Below are 16210 nucleotides of genomic sequence, written 5' to 3'. Positions count from 1 at the left end.
GATTCAGAGGTCGAGGACGAGGGTGCGTCCCCAGGGGTGACGCTCGGCTTCGGCGAAGCCGAGCACGGAGTAGAAGCCCAGGGCCCGGCCGTTGCTCTCGGCGACGCCGACGTGCAGGCCGGGCACCTGCCGTTCCCGCAGCGCCGCGATCAGGGCCGACATGAGGGTGTGGCCCCAGCCCTGGCCCTGCAGCCGCGCCGCGAGCTTGATGTGCGCCTGGGCCGGATGGCTGGTGAACCAGGGCCGGCGCGCGTCCGGGTAGTCGTGGATCTCATCGACGTACCGGTGGTCGAGCGTGCCGTCGCCGGGGTCGCGACGGCGGGGGTACTGCTCGCGCAGCACCGGCCACCAGTGCTCGCGGGCCCAGCCGAGGAACCTCTCGGTGCACGCGGTGGCGACCACGTAGCCGCCGATCCCGTGCTCGTCGGCGACGACGAAGGCCAGCGCGGGATCGGCGACCGCGTACGGCCCCGCGTAGAGGTGACCGGGCAGGTCGGGGTGGTGGAAGCGGGCCGGCTCCGCCCGGCCCGCCCCGTCGGTGAGCAGGCACACGCGGTAGATGCCGGCCAGGTCGGCGGGGTGATAGGGCCGCAGGTACGCCGTCATGCCGTCCCCAGCCACGCGTCGCGGTGCCGGGCGACGAACTCGTCGTCCACGAGTTCCGGGTAGGCGGCGATGACCCGGTCCAGCTCCTCGGCCTGGCCGGGCGACAGGCCCTCGGCCGGGTCGAGCAGCCGTACCTCGGTCAGCAGGCCCTGGCGGCGCAGCACCTCGTGCACTCCGGCAATGCAGCCCGCGAAGCCGTGCGCCACGTCGAACACCGCCGCGTTGGCGTCGGTGAGGCGTGCGGCGAGCGTGAGCAGTCCGGCGTCCACCCGGCCGCTGCCGGCCGCCTCGTGGGCGCGGCGCAGCAGGTCCACGGCCCGGTGGGTCCACACCGCGGTCTGGCCGAGCAGGCCGCCGACGATGCGCTTGGTCACCGGCCTGCCTTCCACCGGCACCGAGAACTCGGTTAACAGGTCGATCAGGATGTTGTCGTCGTTGCCCGTGTACAGGGCGATCTCGTCGGCCCGGCCGGACTCGCAGACCGCGCGTACGACGTCGATGGTGCGGTAGCGGTCGAACGGCGCGATCTTGACCGCGCGCAGGGCGGGGAGCTTGGCGGCCTCGCGCCAGAAGTCCACGCCGAGGATGCGGCCGCCCACCGCCGGTTGCAGGTAGAAGCCGCACAGCGGCAGCACCTCGCCGATCTCGGCCAGGTGGGTGATCAGCTCGGGGTCGGACAGGTGGTCCAGGCCGCGCAGGATGGGCATGGCCAGGTCGTAGCCCAGTGAGGCGGCCAGCCCGGCCTCGCGGACGGCCTCGGCCGTACCACCGGCCACGCCCGCGACCAGCACCGGCACCGAACCACGCACCGCCGGGCGGTTCGCGGCGTCCTCATCTGCGGCAGGCACCCGGCCGACGTCCACACGCGCCCGGTCGGCGCTCGCGGCACGCATCCGGCCGGCGCTCGCGGCACGCATCCGGCCGGCGTTCGCGGCGGCCTCTTCCGCTGCGAGCCGTAACACCGGCTCCAGCAGACCCGCCGCGCGGATGCCGAACTGGGTGGTGTGTACGCCGAGGGCCAGCCCGCCCGCTCCGGCGTCCAGGTAGTACCGGGTCAGGGCGCGCTGGCGGCGTTCGTCGAGCGTGCCGTCCGGGGTGATGACGAGGGGGTGGGCGGGGATGATGACGCCTTCGAGCAGGGTTCGCGCCGCGGAGGGCGCCAGGACGGCCGGCATCAGAAACGCCCCTCCCGTTCCTGGAAGTGGGTGTCCTTGCCGTGCACCACTCCCCCGGCGGCCACCCAGTCGGCGATGGCGTCCAGGAGCCGCCGCAGCGGAACGGCCGGGTAGCCGAACAGGGCGTGTGCGCGTGCGGCGTTGGAGAGCAGCGCCGTCGGCTCCTCGACGCCGGTGAAACGCGGCACCGTACCGAGGCGGGCGGCCAGTTGCCCGGCCAGCCAGCGGACCGACGCCGTCTCGGGCCCGGCCAGGTTGAGCACCAGCGGCGGGGTGGCGCAGTGCTCGAACAGGCGCAGCGTCATGGCGTTGACGTCGCCCTGCCAGATGACGTTGACGCTGCCCGTCGCCAGGTCGATCGGCTCGCCTTGGTGCACGGCCCGCGCCAGTTCGAGCAGGACGCCGTAGCGCATCTCGACGGCGTAGTTCAGGCGGACGATGGCCACCGGGGTGCCCTGGGTTCGTGAGAAGTGTTCGATGACGCGTTCGCGGCCGAGGCAGGACTGCGCGTACTCGCCGACCGGGCTCGCGGGGGTGCTCTCGTCGGCTCCCCCGCTGGTCGCCGGCACCAGGGGATAGACGTTGCCGGTGGAGAAGGCGACGATGCGCGATCCGGGGAAACGTTGCATGACGCGTCCGGGGAGGTAGGTGTTGAGCGCCCAGGTGCCGTGCTCGGCGCCGCTGGTGCCGAACTTGCGTCCGGCGAGGTAGACGATGCGTCCGGCCTCGGGCAGGCGGGCCAGGTCGGCGTCGTTGAGCAGGTCGGCCCGGACGATCTCCACTCCTGCCTGTTTCATGACCGCCTCGTCCTCCGCGGACAGGGTGCGCGCGACGGCGATGACCCGGGCGGTGGAGCCGCGGGCGTCCAGGGCCCGGCGGGCCATCACCGCGAGGTCGGGGCCGATCTTGCCGCCTGCGCCCAGCAACATCAGGTCGCCGCCGGTACGGGCGAGGCCGTCGGCCACCTCGTCGGACGGCGCGGAGAGCGCTTCGCGCAGATCGTGCAAGTTTGCGATCACCGGGTCTGCTCCAAGGTCAGCGAGCGGAAGGCGGACAGCGCCTCGGCCAGGGGCGCGGCCTGCGGGTACCAGGCGGCCTCCCATTCCAGGCAGGTCCAGCCGCCGTACCCCAGACGGGTCAGTTCCGCGGCGAACCCGCCGAGAGGCACGGCTCCGGTTCCCGGCAGCACGGGCGCGAGGTCGGTGGTGGAGGCGACGTCCTTCACCTGTACGTGGGCCAGCCAGGGACGCAGCGCCTCGGCGGTGACGGGCAGGGGTTCGCCCGCCCGCCATGGGTTGACGACATCCCAGAGGGCTCCGGCGTACGGGGAGGCGACCTGCCGGAGCACGGCGGCGACGGCGCGTCCGGTGAGGAAGGCGTCATGGGTCTCCAGCAGGATTCGCACCCCGGATCGGGCGGCGGTCTCGGCTCCGGCCCGCAGGGTCGTGACGGCGCGGGCCGCCACGCCGGGATCGTCCGGGTCGCCTCCGAAGACCCGCACGAACGACGCGCCGGCCAGCCGCGCGAGCTCCAGATGCCGTGCCAGCGCGGTCTCCTGGCCCGGCGCTCCGACCCGCACGTAGGAGGCGAGGCAGACGACCTCGACGCCCGCCTCGGCGAACCGGGCTCCGACCATCCCGGCCTCGGCGTCCGTGGCCGTGGGCGGAAGGATCTCGCCGTCGGCACAGCGCAGTTCGACGCCTTCGCAGCCGTACGCGCGAGCCAGCCCGATCACCTGCTCCACCGGCGCACCGGGGCAGCCAAGGGTGCTGAAAGCCGGGCGAGCGGGGGTGCTGGAAGCCGAGTGGCCGGGGGCGCTGAAGGCCGGGCGACCAGGGGTGGCCGGGTGGCCGCTCATGCGGTGCTCCTCAGCAGCGCCGAGCCGACCGGTTCGGGGCGGCCGCTGCCGGCCGACTCGTAGATCGCCAGGACGGCGGCCACGACGGACCGCCCGTAGTCGCCGCCGACCAGCGGCGGCCGGCCCGTCGTGCAGGCGTCGGCGAAGTCGGCGAGTTGTGCGGTGAAGGCCGCCTCCGGATGCTCCCCGCCCGGCGCGATCTGCCTCTCCGCACCGGCGGCGCTGACGAAGGTGCCCTCGGTGGCCGACCAGCGCAGCGAGCCGCGTTCACAGATCACCACCGTCTCGTCCGTGTACGGCAGCTCGGCACTCGTGAACAGGAAACTCGCCTTCACCCCGCTCGACAGGTCGACGACGCCGATCGCGTCGGTCTCGATGTCCAGGCCACCCCGCTTCCACAAATGAGCGTGAACAGACTCGATCATGCCCGCACCGAGCCACTGGATGCGATCGAGGCCGTGGGTGCCGACGTTCATCACGATGCCGCCACCGGCCACGACCGGATCGAAGAACCAGTCGGGACGTGAACCGCGCCCGTAGTGGGCCGTCCTGCGGTGCGAGATCGCGCGGACCGGGCCGAGCTCCTGCGTGGCCAGCAGCGCCTCGGCCTCGCGGGCGCGGGCGCCGAAGCGCAGCACGTGCCCGACGGCGAGCCGCACCCCCGCCGCCGCGCAGGCTTCGATCATCGCCGTGCAGTCGGCGACCGTGGTGGCCATCGGCTTCTCCACCAGGACGTGCACACCCGCGGCGGCCGCTTCCATGGTCATCTCGGCATGCAGGTTGTGCGGCGAGGTGATGATCACGCCGTCCAGCCGCTCGCGGGCGAGCATCTCCGTGTGCGAGGTGTAGGCGGTGGCGCCCGCCTCGCCGGCCACGCGGCGCGCGGTGTCGGCGCGGATGTCGCAGACCGCGCCGACCGTGACATGGGGCAGGTTCCGCGCGGCCCGCAGATGCAGGTCGCCGACAATACCGGTGCCGATGAGGCCGAGCCGAAAAGGGGGCTCGTTGGTAGGCACAAACAACTCCTTAGGCTTGGCCGGGCTCAGCCCTTGAGGCCGGAGGCCGCGGCACCGCGTACGAAATAGCGCTGGGCGACGACGAAGACCACGAGGATCGGGACGAGCGACATCAGGGCACCGGCGGTCACCAGCTGGTCGTTGCCGACGAACTGGCCGCGCAGGCCCATCACCCCGATCGGGAGGGTCAGTTTCTCCGGGGAGGTCAGGTAGACCGTCGGTTCGAGAACCGCGCCCCAGGACGTCATGAACGTGAACACCGCGAGCGTCGCCAGGGACGGCTTGACCAGCGGCAGATGGATCCTGGTGAAGATCTTCCAGAGGCCGGCGCCGTCGAGGGCCGCGGCCTCCATGAAGTCGGTGGGGATGGCCAGGAACGCCTGCCGCATCAGGAAGATCCCGAAGGGCGTGGCGAGCCAGAACGGGACGATCAGCGGCAGGAAGGTGTCCAGCCAGCCGAACTCGCGGAACAGGATGAACGTCGGGATGATCGTCACCACCGTGGGCAACATCAGCGTGGCGAGCGCGGCGGTCAGCAGGGCCTCGCGCAGCGGCAGCCGCATGCGTGCCATCGCGTGCCCGACCATCGCGCTGCTGATCACCGCCCCGGCCGTGGCCAGGCCCGCGATGACGAAGCTGTTGAGTGCGTACGTGCCGAACGGGGCCCTGTTCCACACCTCGGAGTAGTTCGACCAGACCGGCGGGTCGGGCAGCAGGGACGGCGGGATGGCGATGAAGTCGGCGTAGGACTTGAGCGAGTTGAACAGGGACGTCACGAACGGAAGCAGCATGATCGCGGCGCCGGCGACGACGAACACGTAGGCCAGCACGCGGCGCTTGGCCACGCCGCTACGCATAGTGCACCCACTTTCTCTGGAGGCGCAGCTGGAAGAGGGTGAGCACGAGCGTGATGCCGAACAACACCCAGGCGACGGCGGCCGCGTAACCCATCTGGAAGTACTCGAAGCCCTGCCGGTACATGTAGAGGACGGTCACCTCGCTGGCTCCGCCCGGCTCGCCGCCCGTCATGACGTAGACCTGCTCGAATGCCTGCAACACCGAGATCGTGGACAACACCAGGACGAGGAACGTGGTGCCTGACACGGCGGGCACGGTGATGTGCCAGAAGCGGCGGACGGGTCCGGCGCCGTCCATCTCGGCGGCCTCGTACAACTCCCCCGGAATGGACTGCAGGCCGGCCAGGAAGAGCACCATCATGTAGCCGACGCCCTTCCAGACCGCCACCAGGGCGAGGGTCGGGATGACCAGCGCGGGGCTGTCCAGCCAGGTCTGCGGGTCGATCCCGAACCAGCCGAGCACGGTGTTGGCCGAGCCGGTGCGCGGATTGAACACCGCGTCGGCCACGTAGGCGACGACCACCCAGGAGGACACGACCGGGACGAAGTAGGCGCCGCGCAACAACGGCATGAACCTCAGCCGCTGGTTGAGTCCGACCGCCAGCACCAGCGCCAGCACCGTCTGCAGAGGCACGTAGATGAGCGCGAACAGGCCCGTGTTGAGCAGGCTGTTCCAGAAGTCCTCGTCCCGCAGCAGCCTGGTGTAGTTGTCCAGGCCGATCCAGTTCGGCGAGGAGAGGGTGTCGTAGTCGGTGAAGCTGAGATAGGTCAGGGCCAGGAAGGGCCAGGCCGTGAGCAGGACGAGATGGGCGAGATAGGGCGAGGCGAACAGGACCGCCCACGACTTCTCGGCGCGATGCCCGGATCCGGCGGGCCGGGGGTCGGGCGGCGGCGGCATGGGCGTCGCCTCCCGCCTGCCTTCCCGTTCCTTGGTGTGCTGGGTCATCCGGCCGGCCTGAAGCGGTCGATGGCGGCCTGGGCGTCGGCCTGCGCGGTCCGCAGCGCCTCATCGATGCCGATCCGCCTGGACAGCGCGCCGGTGACCTGTTTGGTGATCGCGGCGGTGTACTCGCTCCACACCGGGTTCAGGCCCAGGTCGTCGGCGGTGTCGAGGGCGTCGATGAAGGGTTTGCGGTCGGTGGGGGGCGTGCTCGGGCGGAGGAACGCCGCGGACTGCGCCACCTTCCTGTTGATCGGGATGGCCTCGCCGATGGACATCCACTTCGTCTGCGGCCCCTCGCCGGCGAAGAACTTGATCCACTTCCAGGCGGACTCGGCCTTGGCCTCGGACGCGGCGCGGTTGATCACCCAGGAGTTGACGTTGGCGAGGTCGCCGCGCCGCCCGTCCGGCCCCTTCGGCAGCGGTACGACGCCCGTGTCGATCTTGCCTTGGGCGGCGGTCTGGATCCGGGCGTAGATGCCGAACTGCATGGCCACGATGCCGCTCGGGAACAGGATCTGGGACTTGCCCAGCGCCTCGGTGGTCACCGGGTCGGGGGCGGCCCGCTCCTCGTGCATCGCCCGGTTCATCCAGGTGAAGGCGGCGCGGCTCTGCGGGCTGTCGATGGCGATCTTCCCGTCGTCGGCGAGTACGTCGCCGCCGAAGGCCTTGACCATCGGCCACCAGCTCTCCACGAAGCTGGGTGAGTGGGCGCGGAAGCCGTAGATGTCGGTCTTGCCGTCGCCGTTGGTGTCCCGGGTGAGCTTCTTGGCGGCGGCGAGCAGGTCGTCGTAGGTCCAGTCGGCGGTCGGCGGCTCCACTCCTGCCTTGGCGAAGATCGCCTTGTTGTAGAACAGCGCGGTGGACTGGGCGCCCTGCGGGAAGGCGAACAGGCGTCCCTGCGGGTCGCCCTTCTTGATGAGGTCGATGCCGTAGTAGTCGGCGAGGTTGAGGCCGGCGGCGTACGGGGTGAGGTCGCGCAGGCTGTTGCGGCCGGCGAACTCCTGGACCAGTACGCCGTCGGACAACCAGACGTCGGGCGCCTTGCCGCCGGCGAGCTGGGTGCGCAGGCGCTTGTAGAACTCGTCGTAGTCGGCGGTCTCGATCTTCACCTTGATGCCGGGGTTGGCCTTGGTGAACTCCTCGACCAGCGCACGCATCGTGCCGTCCGCGGGGCCGCCGGCTTCGGCGTAGTAGCCGAGCGTCAGCACGTCGCCGCCGGCCGCGTCATCACCGCCTCCGCCGCAGGCCGAGGTCGCGGTCAGCGCCACAGCCGTGGCGAGCACGGCGATCCTGGAACGTTGTCTTCGAGGCATGGGGGGACCTGCTCTCAGTGGGGGTGCTGCGTCACCTGCCGGGTGACGAAAGGCCGATCGGTCGTTCCCGGGGCGGGCTCAGGAGGGCGTGGCGGTCCCGCCGCAGGAGGACCTGATGACGAGCCGGGGTTGTAACTCGATCCGATGGGCGGGGCTGGCGGGGTCGTCGATGCGGCGCAGGAGCAGCTCCGCGGCCAGCGCTCCCACCTCCGGCTTGGGCGGGGCCACCGCGGTGAGCGGCGGGTCGGTCAGGTCCACGACGTCGTCGTCGTAGGCGACGAGCGCCAGGTCGTCCGGCACCCGCAGGCCCAGCCTGCGCGCCTGGACGACGAGCGCGGCCGCGTCGCGGTCGCCGTGGCAGAAGACGGCGCTCACGCGGCGGTCGCGGCAGTCCCTGGCGAAGTCGAACAGTTCCTCGGCCGTCCACGCCGTGCGCCTGACGACCGCCTCGGGGACCCGCTCGACGCCCATGGCCCGGACCGCACGCTCGAATCCTTCGGCGACGATGTCGCCGGTCCCGGTTCTGACCCGCCCGACGAAGCCGATCCTGGAGTGGCCGAGGCCGACCAGGTGCCGGACCGCGGTGTGCACCCCGCCGACGTGGTTGGTGACGACGTAGGACGTCGGGTCGTCCGGCTCCGGCATCGGAGGACGCCGTTCGACCAGCACATACGGCACGGGCAACTTGCGCAGGGCCTCGATGTGCGCCTGGGGGTCGTCCATGACGTTCAGGTTCGGCACGAGGATGAGCCCTTCGGCCCCGCTGTCGAGCATCCTGCGGATCTGGACGTGCTCCAGGCCGGGCTGGTTCTCCGAGCTGGCGAGGATGACTCCGGCGCCGGCCGCGGTCAGCGCCCTTTCGATGCCCTCGATGACCCGCGGGTAGTAGTAGGAGGTCGAGGGGACGAGCACGCCGATGAGCCGGCGACCCGTCGGCGCGGGCCTGGCCGCCACGTAGGTGCCCGAACCCTGCTGCCGTACCACGATGCCCTCGTCCACGAGGATGCCCACCGCCCGGCGGACGGTGTTGATGCCGACGCCGTGGGTCGCGGCCAGCTCCGGCTCGGTCGGTAGCCGGGTGCCGATGGGCCAGTGCTCGTCGGCGATGTGCTCCCGCAGTTTGCTCGCGACCCATTCCGATTTCATTCCTTTATGGAATGAATTTGGTCCGTTCGGCGGTGTCATGGCCGAAATCATGCCTGAGCAAGAACAGACGGTCAATAGGCATACAACAGTTTCTTTCTTGCTTTATGCCCCCGCTGAGCTGCGATGACGTGGAATGAATTCATTCCCTATAAGGACGCCGGGTCGGGGCGGCCCACCATGGATTTCCGTAAATCGGCATGGCCTGGCCGGCCTCGCGCGCCACCCGTGACCTGCCCCATCCCGGCGGACGATCTCCAAGCCCGCCGGGTCCCGGGACGGGCAGCCGTTTGACGGGCTCACGTGGGGATAGCTGAGGTGGCGTGGCCGTCCCGCGTACCGGCTGGGAGCGAGCTCAATGACATGAAGCCGAACTACGAGCTGCGCTGTTCCATCACGGCGAACCTGGAAGCCATCCGGGGCCTGGTGCGCCGGCATGCCCGGTGCGGCGGCCTGCGCGGGGAGCGCCTGGACGATCTCGTACTGGCGGTCAACGAGGCGGTCACCAACGTCCTCGACCACGCGCACGGAACCGGCACGGTCACACTCCGCAGCAGCGGCGACGGCATCGCCGTCGACATCGAGGACCACGCCGGTCGGCTGACCAGCGACCACCTGGCCAAGGCCGAGATCGACCCGATCGGCTCGCACGGGTACGGCCTGTGGGTGATCCAGGACCTGTGTGACCGCGTCGAGGTGCAGCAGAACGAGAAGGGCTCGCGGCTGCGGCTGCACATGTCCCGGTACGCGGCATAGACCGGCCGGCCGCCGGGCGTGATCAGGCGGCCGGGCTGAGCGTGCCCGGGGCGCGGTCGGCCGTGTGCAGGCTTTCGCGGAGCCGGGTCAGCGTGGCGCGCAGGATGCGGGAGACGTGCATCTGGGAGATGCCGAACTCCTCGGCGATCTCGGCCTGGGTGAGGTTGCCGTAGAAGCGCAGCAGCAGGATGTGCTTGTCCCGATCCGGCAGGGCGTCGATGAGGGGCCGGATGGCGTGGGCGTCGATGAGCGTGTCGAGCGCGGCGTCGTGGTCGGGGATGAGATCGCCCAGGCAGGCCGCGTCGGCGGGGTCGCCGCCGCCGACCGGCGCGTCCAGCGAGAGCGTGCTGTAGGCGGTGGCCGCCTCCAGGCTCTGCCGCACCTCTTCCTCCGGCAGCCTCATATTCTCGGCCAGCTCCGCCATGGTCGGTGCGCGGCCCAGGTGCTGGGTGAGGTCGGCGGTGAGCCGGTTGATCTCGCTGCGGCGTTCCTGGTGCAGCCGCGACACCCGTACGGCCCAGGTCCGGTCGCGGAAGTGGCGCTTGACCTCGCCGGCCACGGTGACGGCCGCGTAGCCGCGGAAGTCGTGGCCGAGGCCGGCGTCGAACCCGTTGATCGCCTTGACCAGGCCGAGATAGGCGGCCTGGCGCAGGTCCTCGATCAGCTCGCCGCGGTAGCGGTAACGGATGGTGATCTCGGTTATCAGCCACTGGTGCATCTCCACCAGCCGCTCCCGCAACCGGGACCTGCGCCGATCGGAGATGTCCGGCCGGACCATTTCCACGAGAAGTTCTTCCGCGGTCATGTCCTCGGGGTCGTTGCCCTGGACGGTCACGATATGCCCTGCTCTCATGTGTGGCAGGCCGCCCTGTCCAGGCCAAGAGTCCAGTTCCGGGCGCGCCTCGTACGTCCGTCGAGACGAAGCCCGCTGCTGGACCTCTGCCGGGCCCCTACCCGGCACAAGCCCCTCCCCACCACCGTCAAGGTGACAGTCGGATCACTGCGCAGAACGCAGGCCGGCCGGGCGCACGCGGAACACGGCCGCAACCGAGCGAAGATCGCTAGGCTGCGAGGATGGAGCGCGCAATCGCAGGGTCTCATCCCGCCTGGATCTCGCCCGCGACCCACCCCGTGGATCCGGAGCAGGTGAACAACTACGACAATTTCGCCGAGGCGTACTCGGCGGAGACCGAGAACAACGTCCTGAACGAGTACTGGGCGCGGTCCTCGGTCATGGCGCTCGCCGGAGACGTGGCCGGCCGCCGGATCCTGGACGCCGGCTGCGGCTCGGGCCCCCTGTCGGCCGCGCTGCGCGAGCGGGGCGCCGAGGTCACCGGCATCGACGCCAGCGCCGGGATGCTGGCGGTGGCCAGGCGGCGGCTCGGTGAGGACGCGGACCTGCGCGTGGCCGATCTGCGTGATCCGCTGCCGTTCGCCGATGGCGCGTTCGACGACGTGATCGCGTCGCTGGTGCTGCACTACCTGGAGGACTGGGGGCCGACGCTGGCCGAGATGCGGCGGGTGCTCAGGCCCGGCGGGCGGCTGATCGCCTCGGTGAACCACCCGTTCGTGGAGCACCTGACGCAGGATCCCCGGCCCAGTTATCTCGCGAACACCAGCTACACCGACGAGTGGACGTTCGACGGGCGGTCCTTCCCCCTGACCTTCTGGTGCAGGCCGTTGCACGCGATGACCGACGCCTTCACCGCCGCCGGCTTCCGGCTGTCCGTCATCAGCGAGCCGCAGCCCGACCCGGCCGCCCGCGAGTTGTTCCCCGAGGAGTTCCGGGAGTGCGAGGGCAAGCTCGCCTTCCTGGTCTTCGTCGTCGAGGTCCCGCCGTCGGCCGCGGGCTCCGACGGATGAGCGGCGCCTCCGTTACCCGGCAGGGGTCAACCGGACGTATCCGTACGGGTTGAAGAACAGGTCGTCCTCGTCGTAGCGGGTGCACGCGCCGGTGCGCAGCAGCCAGCGGGGGGCGTCCTCGCTCATCCGGAACCCGGCGCCGTCCTCGATCTCCTGAGCGCGCGGATCGGTCAGGAGGTAGACCGCCAGCGCGTCCAGGTGCGCCACCAGGTCGAGCAGTTCCCCGCCCGCCGGGGGCTCCCCGCCGACCTCGATCTCCACCTCGGGCGCGCCGAGCAGGTGCATGCCGCAACTGTAGAGCACCTGGCCGTTGTAGATCGGCCGCTTCACCCAGGCGGTGACGAGCGCGTCCGCCAGATCCTCGTCCGTGGCGTCGGCCGCCTCATCTGCCGCCGCGTCGGCCAGCGCGAGCCAGCGGTCCCGGCCGTGCGCGAGCCCGTTGCTCTCGTTCTTCACCGCGGTGGCACCGGACCGCAGCAACGCGGCCGTCACCGCCAGCAGCCGCCGGGACGTGTCGAACGCCAGCTCCCGCATCATCGGCGCGGACAGCAGGTAACCGACAGTGTCGTGGGACTCCACCGCGTCCCAGTCATCCTCGTCGAACGAGGCCGCCGCCATGCTGGCCTCGAACGCGTCCGGCATCCGGGGGTCGGGCTCGGCCTCGGAGTACTCACGGTCGAGGACGAAACCGCCAAAACCCTTCGCGATCCGTTCCATCTCGGAAAGGTCCAGGCCGGAGCCGAGAAAGCACAACACGTGCCGGGGAAACGCTTCACTCATCCCGGCACCTTATCGATCATGTCCGAGGTTTCGTGTCGATTCCCGCTATCTGCCGGTAGCGGAAGTGGATACCTCCTGGAGCGGGAAGTGGCAGGCGGACGCGTGCGCCGGCTCGCCGGCCGCGGCTTCCAGGGGCGGGGCCTCCCGGGCGCAGATGTCCTGCGCGTGCCGGCAGCGCGTACGGAAGCGGCACCCCGACGGCGGATCGAACGGGGACGGCACCTCGCCCTTGAGCAGGATGCGTTCGCGCCGCGCCCCCGGCGTGACGTCCAGCACCGGGGCCGCGGACATCAGGGCGGCGGTGTAGGGGTGCCGGGGCCGGTCGAACACCTGCTTCGTCGGGCCGGTCTCGACGATCCTGCCGAGGTACATGACCGAGACGCGGTCGGCGACGTGCCGGACGACGGACAGGTCGTGGGAGATGAACACGTACGACACGCCCAGCCTGGCCTGCAGGTCGGTGAGCAGGTTGAGCACCTGCGCCTGGACGGACAGGTCGAGCGCGGACACGGGCTCGTCGCACACGATGACGTCGGGTTCGAGCGCGAGCGCGCGGGCGATGCCCAGCCGCTGGCGCTGGCCGCCGGAGAACTCCTGCGGGTAGCGCCGGGCGTCGCCGGCCCGCAGCCCGACCATCTCCAGGAGTTCGGCGGCCCGCCTGCCGCGCTCCTTCGCCGGTACGAGCTCCCGGTGCGTCCGCCAGGGCTCGGCGACGATGTCCTCGGCGCACAACCGGTTGTTCAGGGACGCGAACGGATCCTGGAACACCATCTGGACCCGGCGCCGCCACTTGAGCAGTTCCTTGCCGCGCAGGCCGAAGGGGTCCGTACCGTCGAACCTGACCTGGCCCTGGTCGGGCCGCTCCAGCAGGAGCAGCACCCTGGCCAGCGTGGACTTGCCGCAGCCGGACTCGCCGACCAGGCCCAGCGTCTCACCGCGGCCGAGCCGCAGGTCCACGCCGTCCAGCGCGCGCAGGCGACCCCGGCCGGCGACGTGGAAGGTCTTGCTCACCCCCGCCACGTCCAGCAGCGCAGCCTCAGTCATCGGCGAGTTCCTTCCAGTGGTGGCACGCGGACAGGCGGCCGGGGCCCGCCTCGGTGAGGGCCGGGCGTCGTTCCGCGCACACGTCGGTGGCCATCGGGCAGCGCGCGTGGAAGGCGCAGCCCGCGGGCACCGCGTGCAGGTCGGGCGGGCTGCCCGGGATGGACTTCAGGTTGACGCCGCGGGCGACCTCGGCCGGCACCGAGTCCAGCAGCCCGCGGGTGTAGGGGTGGCGGGGCCGGGAGAAGACGTCGGTCACCCGGCCCGCCTCGACGATGCTCCCGGCGTACATGACGGCCACGTGGTCGGCCTCCTCGGCCACCACCGCGAGATCGTGGGTGATCAGGATCAGCGCCGTCTGCTGCTCCGTGCGCAGCTCACGCAGCAGTTCCATGATCTGGGCCTGTACGGTGACGTCGAGCGCGGTCGTGGGCTCGTCCGCGAGCAGCACCTTGGGCCGCAGGGCCATCGCCATCGCGATGAGCAGCCGCTGGCGCATGCCGCCGGAGAACTGGTGCGGATGCGCGCGGGCCCGTGCTCGCGGCTCGGGGATGCCGACCCGCTCCATCAGCTCGACGGCCCGTTCCAGCGCGGCGCGGCGGGAGAGCCGCTCGTGGATCCGGAACGGCTCGGCGAGCTGGGCGCCGACCGTCTGGACGGGGTTCAGGGCGGTGAGCGCGTCCTGGAAGACGATGGCCAGACCGGGACCGGCCAGCTTCCTGCGCTGCGCGGGCGGCAGGGTCAGCAGGTCGGTCCCTTCGAGGCGTACGGCGCCGCCCGCCACGTGCGCCACCGGATCGAGCAGCCCGGCGATGGCCTGCGCCGTCATGCTCTTGCCGCAGCCCGACTCGCCCAGCAGCGCCAGCGTCTCACCGGAGCGGACGGAGAAGCTGACCTCGCGCACGGCCCGTACCGTCCCGGCGGGGGTACGGATGTCGACGGCCAGCCGATCCACCTCCAGCACTGGAGTCACGACTTCACCTCCTTGCTCTTTCGGACGGCGCTCTTACGGACGGCGCTCTTTCGGACGGCGCTCTTGCGGACGGCGCTCTTGCGGACGGCGCTCTTACGGGCACTGCGGGGCAGGGTGAGCCGCCACCGCTGGCCCGGGTCCATGGCCAGGCGCGCCCAGGAGGCGAGCACGGTCGCCGACACGGTGGTCACCACGATGGCCAGGCCCGGGAAGACGGCGATCCACCAGGCGCTCTGCAGCACCTCGCGCCCCTGGGCGACCATCAGGCCCCAGCTCATGTCCGGCGGCTGGATGCCGATGCCCAGGAAGCTCAGCGACGACTCGGTCAGCATCACGAAGCAGAAGTCCAGCGTCGCGACGGTGAACAGGGTGGGCAGCACGGTGGGCGCCACGTGCCTGCCGATGATCGCCCAGCTCCTGGCGCCGAACGTGCGGGCGGCGTCGACGAACAGCCGGCTCTGCAACTCGGCCGACTCCGCGCGGGCGGCCCGCAGGTAGATCGGGATCCGGGCGATCGCCAGGACCAGGATGATGTTCCCGGCGCTGGGCGAGAACACGTACAGGACGACGACGGCCAGCAGCAACGACGGGAAGCTGAGGATGACGTCGGCGACGCGCATGGCGAGGTTCTCCCGCCAGCCGCGGTGGTATCCCGCCCACATCCCCAGGGCCGAGCCGATGACCAGGGAGATCACCACGGCGGGAACGGCGATGGAGAGCGTCGTCCGGCTCGCCACGATCAGCCGGGCGAGCAGGCTGCGGCCGAGCGAGTCGCTGCCGAGCAGGAACGCCCAGCCGTCGTCGAGGCTGAACGGCGGCCGGTTGACCGCCCGCAGGTTCTGCTTGGTCGCCAGGTCGGACAGCAGCAGCGGCCCCACGAGGGCGCAGGCGAACACGAGGAGCAGGATCACCACGGCCACACAGGCGAACTTGTCCCGCAGCAGCAGCCGCCACCAGCTCATGCCGTCACCCCCTGTCGGACGCGGGAATCGAGCAGCGCGTAACACGCGTCGATGACGATGTTCAGCACGAAGATCGTGATCGCGGTGACCAGGACCGCGGCCTGCAACACCGCGAAGTCGCGCTGGAGAATGGAGGTGATCATCAGTTTGCCGATGCCCGGCCAGCCGAAGATGGTCTCCACCACCACCGCGCCGTTGACCAGCCCGACCGCGAGGTCGCCGGCCACGGTGAGCGCGGGCGGCGCGGCGTTGCGCAGCGCGTGGCCGAAGACCACCCGCGACTCCCCCGCGCCCTTGCTCCGCGCCACCTTGATGTACGGCGCCGACAACGCGGAGACCATCGCCCCGCGCACCACCTGCACCAGCACGCCGAACGGCCGGATCAGCAGGGTGAGCACCGGCAGCACCCACGCCGCCGCGCCCTCGGTGCCCGAGGTGGGCAGCCAACCGAGGGTCACCGCGAACAGCAGCACGCCCATGATGGCGAACCAGAAGTCCGGCATGCTCGCCGCGGCCGTCGAGGTGAAGCTGGCGACCCGGTCGGCCAGGGAGTTCGGGCGGTAGGCCGCCCAGCTCCCGACGAGGACCGCGCCGAGGATCGCCAGGATCATCGTGGTGCCCGCGAGTTGCAACGTCGCCGGGAACGCGCGCAGCACCGCGTCGGCGGCGGGCTCCGCGGTACGCAGCGACTCGCCGAAGTCCAGCCGGACGACCTGGGTCAGGTAGTCGCCGAACTGGACGAGCAGCGGCTGGTCGAACCCGTGCCGGGCGGCGAACTCCGCCCGCATCTCCGGGGTGGCGCTGAGCGGCAGGTACAGGTTCGCCGGATCGCCGGTGAGGCGCGCCAGGTAGAACACGCCGAGGATCACGACGACCAGCGGGATCGCACTGGAGATGATGCGACGCCGCAGGAAGGTCAGCACG

At 71.0% G+C, this 16210-nt stretch carries 17 protein-coding genes; 2 read left to right on the top strand and 15 right to left on the bottom strand.

The features are described from left to right. Positions 1 to 3: 3 nt before the first annotated feature. The 9 genes from AB0I81_RS52600 to AB0I81_RS52560 form a co-directional block, all read right to left on the bottom strand. Positions 4 to 606: a GNAT family N-acetyltransferase gene (locus tag AB0I81_RS52600; RefSeq protein ID WP_360675484.1), complete on the bottom strand. Its 603-nt coding sequence runs from the start codon at positions 604 to 606 to the stop codon at positions 4 to 6. Beyond that, positions 603 to 1781 (bottom strand): dihydrodipicolinate synthase family protein, encoded by a 1179-nt coding sequence (locus AB0I81_RS52595; RefSeq protein ID WP_360675481.1) that lies wholly within the window; start codon positions 1779 to 1781, stop codon positions 603 to 605. The genes AB0I81_RS52600 and AB0I81_RS52595 overlap by 4 nt, the downstream gene beginning before the upstream one ends. Next, positions 1781 to 2800 (bottom strand): NAD(P)-dependent oxidoreductase, encoded by a 1020-nt coding sequence (locus tag AB0I81_RS52590; protein ID WP_360675479.1) that lies wholly within the window; start codon positions 2798 to 2800, stop codon positions 1781 to 1783. Before AB0I81_RS52590 ends, AB0I81_RS52595 begins: the two co-directional genes overlap by 1 nt. Continuing rightward, the gene (locus tag AB0I81_RS52585) at positions 2797 to 3639 is read right to left on the bottom strand and encodes a sugar phosphate isomerase/epimerase family protein (RefSeq protein WP_360675476.1); all 843 of its coding nucleotides are present in this window, start codon (positions 3637 to 3639) and stop codon (positions 2797 to 2799) included. The genes AB0I81_RS52590 and AB0I81_RS52585 overlap by 4 nt, the downstream gene beginning before the upstream one ends. After that, positions 3636 to 4655 carry a Gfo/Idh/MocA family oxidoreductase gene (locus AB0I81_RS52580; RefSeq protein ID WP_360675473.1) on the bottom strand — a complete coding sequence of 340 codons (1020 nt, stop codon included), beginning with the start codon at positions 4653 to 4655 and terminating at the stop codon, positions 3636 to 3638. The genes AB0I81_RS52585 and AB0I81_RS52580 overlap by 4 nt, the downstream gene beginning before the upstream one ends. A gap of 26 nt (positions 4656 to 4681) precedes the next feature. Beyond that, positions 4682 to 5512 carry a carbohydrate ABC transporter permease gene (locus AB0I81_RS52575; protein ID WP_360675470.1) on the bottom strand — a complete coding sequence of 277 codons (831 nt, stop codon included), beginning with the start codon at positions 5510 to 5512 and terminating at the stop codon, positions 4682 to 4684. Continuing rightward, on the bottom strand, positions 5505 to 6458 hold the full coding sequence (locus AB0I81_RS52570) for a sugar ABC transporter permease (RefSeq protein ID WP_360675467.1): 954 nt from the start codon (positions 6456 to 6458) through the stop codon (positions 5505 to 5507). Before AB0I81_RS52570 ends, AB0I81_RS52575 begins: the two co-directional genes overlap by 8 nt. Further along, complete coding sequence (locus tag AB0I81_RS52565; RefSeq protein WP_360675464.1) at positions 6455 to 7768, bottom strand: sugar ABC transporter substrate-binding protein; 1314 nt, start codon at positions 7766 to 7768, stop codon at positions 6455 to 6457. The genes AB0I81_RS52570 and AB0I81_RS52565 overlap by 4 nt, the downstream gene beginning before the upstream one ends. Before the next feature lie 78 nt (positions 7769 to 7846). Beyond that, positions 7847 to 8914 (bottom strand): GntR family transcriptional regulator, encoded by a 1068-nt coding sequence (locus tag AB0I81_RS52560; protein WP_360675461.1) that lies wholly within the window; start codon positions 8912 to 8914, stop codon positions 7847 to 7849. Between the two features lie 360 nt (positions 8915 to 9274). Between AB0I81_RS52560 and AB0I81_RS52555 the strand changes: the two genes are divergently transcribed. Further along, positions 9275 to 9667 (top strand): ATP-binding protein, encoded by a 393-nt coding sequence (locus AB0I81_RS52555; protein ID WP_360675458.1) that lies wholly within the window; start codon positions 9275 to 9277, stop codon positions 9665 to 9667. 22 nt (positions 9668 to 9689) lie between these two features. On the opposite strand, the gene AB0I81_RS52550 is transcribed toward AB0I81_RS52555, so the two are convergent. Then, complete coding sequence (locus AB0I81_RS52550; RefSeq protein WP_360675455.1) at positions 9690 to 10520, bottom strand: SigB/SigF/SigG family RNA polymerase sigma factor; 831 nt, start codon at positions 10518 to 10520, stop codon at positions 9690 to 9692. 221 nt (positions 10521 to 10741) lie between these two features. Between AB0I81_RS52550 and AB0I81_RS52545 the strand changes: the two genes are divergently transcribed. Beyond that, positions 10742 to 11530: a class I SAM-dependent methyltransferase gene (locus tag AB0I81_RS52545; RefSeq protein WP_360675452.1), complete on the top strand. Its 789-nt coding sequence runs from the start codon at positions 10742 to 10744 to the stop codon at positions 11528 to 11530. A gap of 12 nt (positions 11531 to 11542) precedes the next feature. Here the strand turns inward: AB0I81_RS52545 and AB0I81_RS52540 are convergent, their stop codons facing one another. Genes AB0I81_RS52540 through AB0I81_RS52520 form a run of 5 tightly spaced genes read right to left on the bottom strand, consistent with a single transcriptional unit; the run spans position 11543 to position 16209 of the window. Then, positions 11543 to 12310: a hypothetical protein gene (locus AB0I81_RS52540; RefSeq protein WP_360675449.1), complete on the bottom strand. Its 768-nt coding sequence runs from the start codon at positions 12308 to 12310 to the stop codon at positions 11543 to 11545. Positions 12311 to 12355: 45 nt separating this feature from the next. Continuing rightward, positions 12356 to 13354: an oligopeptide/dipeptide ABC transporter ATP-binding protein gene (locus tag AB0I81_RS52535; RefSeq protein ID WP_360675446.1), complete on the bottom strand. Its 999-nt coding sequence runs from the start codon at positions 13352 to 13354 to the stop codon at positions 12356 to 12358. Beyond that, positions 13347 to 14324 carry an ABC transporter ATP-binding protein gene (locus AB0I81_RS52530; RefSeq protein WP_360675443.1) on the bottom strand — a complete coding sequence of 326 codons (978 nt, stop codon included), beginning with the start codon at positions 14322 to 14324 and terminating at the stop codon, positions 13347 to 13349. Before AB0I81_RS52530 ends, AB0I81_RS52535 begins: the two co-directional genes overlap by 8 nt. Continuing rightward, complete coding sequence (locus tag AB0I81_RS52525; protein ID WP_360675441.1) at positions 14321 to 15286, bottom strand: ABC transporter permease subunit; 966 nt, start codon at positions 15284 to 15286, stop codon at positions 14321 to 14323. The genes AB0I81_RS52530 and AB0I81_RS52525 overlap by 4 nt, the downstream gene beginning before the upstream one ends. Further along, a complete protein-coding gene (locus AB0I81_RS52520; RefSeq protein ID WP_360675438.1) occupies positions 15283 to 16209 on the bottom strand; it encodes an ABC transporter permease in 927 nt (308 codons plus the stop codon). Before AB0I81_RS52520 ends, AB0I81_RS52525 begins: the two co-directional genes overlap by 4 nt. Position 16210: the final 1 nt, after the last annotated feature.

This window comes from Nonomuraea sp. NPDC050404 (assembly GCF_040655495.1).
GTDB lineage: Bacteria > Actinomycetota > Actinomycetes > Streptosporangiales > Streptosporangiaceae > Nonomuraea.
This window is presented reverse-complemented; position numbering and strand designations above follow the sequence as displayed.

What these genes read in the sequence shown, in the direction of transcription:
- AB0I81_RS52600 (WP_360675484.1), bottom strand. Translation starts at nt 606, where the DNA reads ATGACGGCGTACCTGCGGCCCTATCACCCCGCCGACCTGGCCGGCATC.
- AB0I81_RS52595 (WP_360675481.1), bottom strand. Translation starts at nt 1,781, where the DNA reads ATGCCGGCCGTCCTGGCGCCCTCCGCGGCGCGAACCCTGCTCGAAGGC.
- AB0I81_RS52585 (WP_360675476.1), bottom strand. Translation starts at nt 3,639, where the DNA reads ATGAGCGGCCACCCGGCCACCCCTGGTCGCCCGGCCTTCAGCGCCCCC.
- AB0I81_RS52575 (WP_360675470.1), bottom strand. Translation starts at nt 5,512, where the DNA reads ATGCGTAGCGGCGTGGCCAAGCGCCGCGTGCTGGCCTACGTGTTCGTC.
- AB0I81_RS52570 (WP_360675467.1), bottom strand. Translation starts at nt 6,458, where the DNA reads ATGACCCAGCACACCAAGGAACGGGAAGGCAGGCGGGAGGCGACGCCC.
- AB0I81_RS52565 (WP_360675464.1), bottom strand. Translation starts at nt 7,768, where the DNA reads ATGCCTCGAAGACAACGTTCCAGGATCGCCGTGCTCGCCACGGCTGTG.
- AB0I81_RS52560 (WP_360675461.1), bottom strand. Translation starts at nt 8,914, where the DNA reads ATGAAATCGGAATGGGTCGCGAGCAAACTGCGGGAGCACATCGCCGAC.
- AB0I81_RS52555 (WP_360675458.1), top strand. Translation starts at nt 9,275, where the DNA reads ATGAAGCCGAACTACGAGCTGCGCTGTTCCATCACGGCGAACCTGGAA.
- AB0I81_RS52550 (WP_360675455.1), bottom strand. Translation starts at nt 10,520, where the DNA reads ATGAGAGCAGGGCATATCGTGACCGTCCAGGGCAACGACCCCGAGGAC.
- AB0I81_RS52545 (WP_360675452.1), top strand. Translation starts at nt 10,742, where the DNA reads ATGGAGCGCGCAATCGCAGGGTCTCATCCCGCCTGGATCTCGCCCGCG.
- AB0I81_RS52540 (WP_360675449.1), bottom strand. Translation starts at nt 12,310, where the DNA reads ATGAGTGAAGCGTTTCCCCGGCACGTGTTGTGCTTTCTCGGCTCCGGC.
- AB0I81_RS52535 (WP_360675446.1), bottom strand. Translation starts at nt 13,354, where the DNA reads ATGACTGAGGCTGCGCTGCTGGACGTGGCGGGGGTGAGCAAGACCTTC.
- AB0I81_RS52525 (WP_360675441.1), bottom strand. Translation starts at nt 15,286, where the DNA reads ATGAGCTGGTGGCGGCTGCTGCTGCGGGACAAGTTCGCCTGTGTGGCC.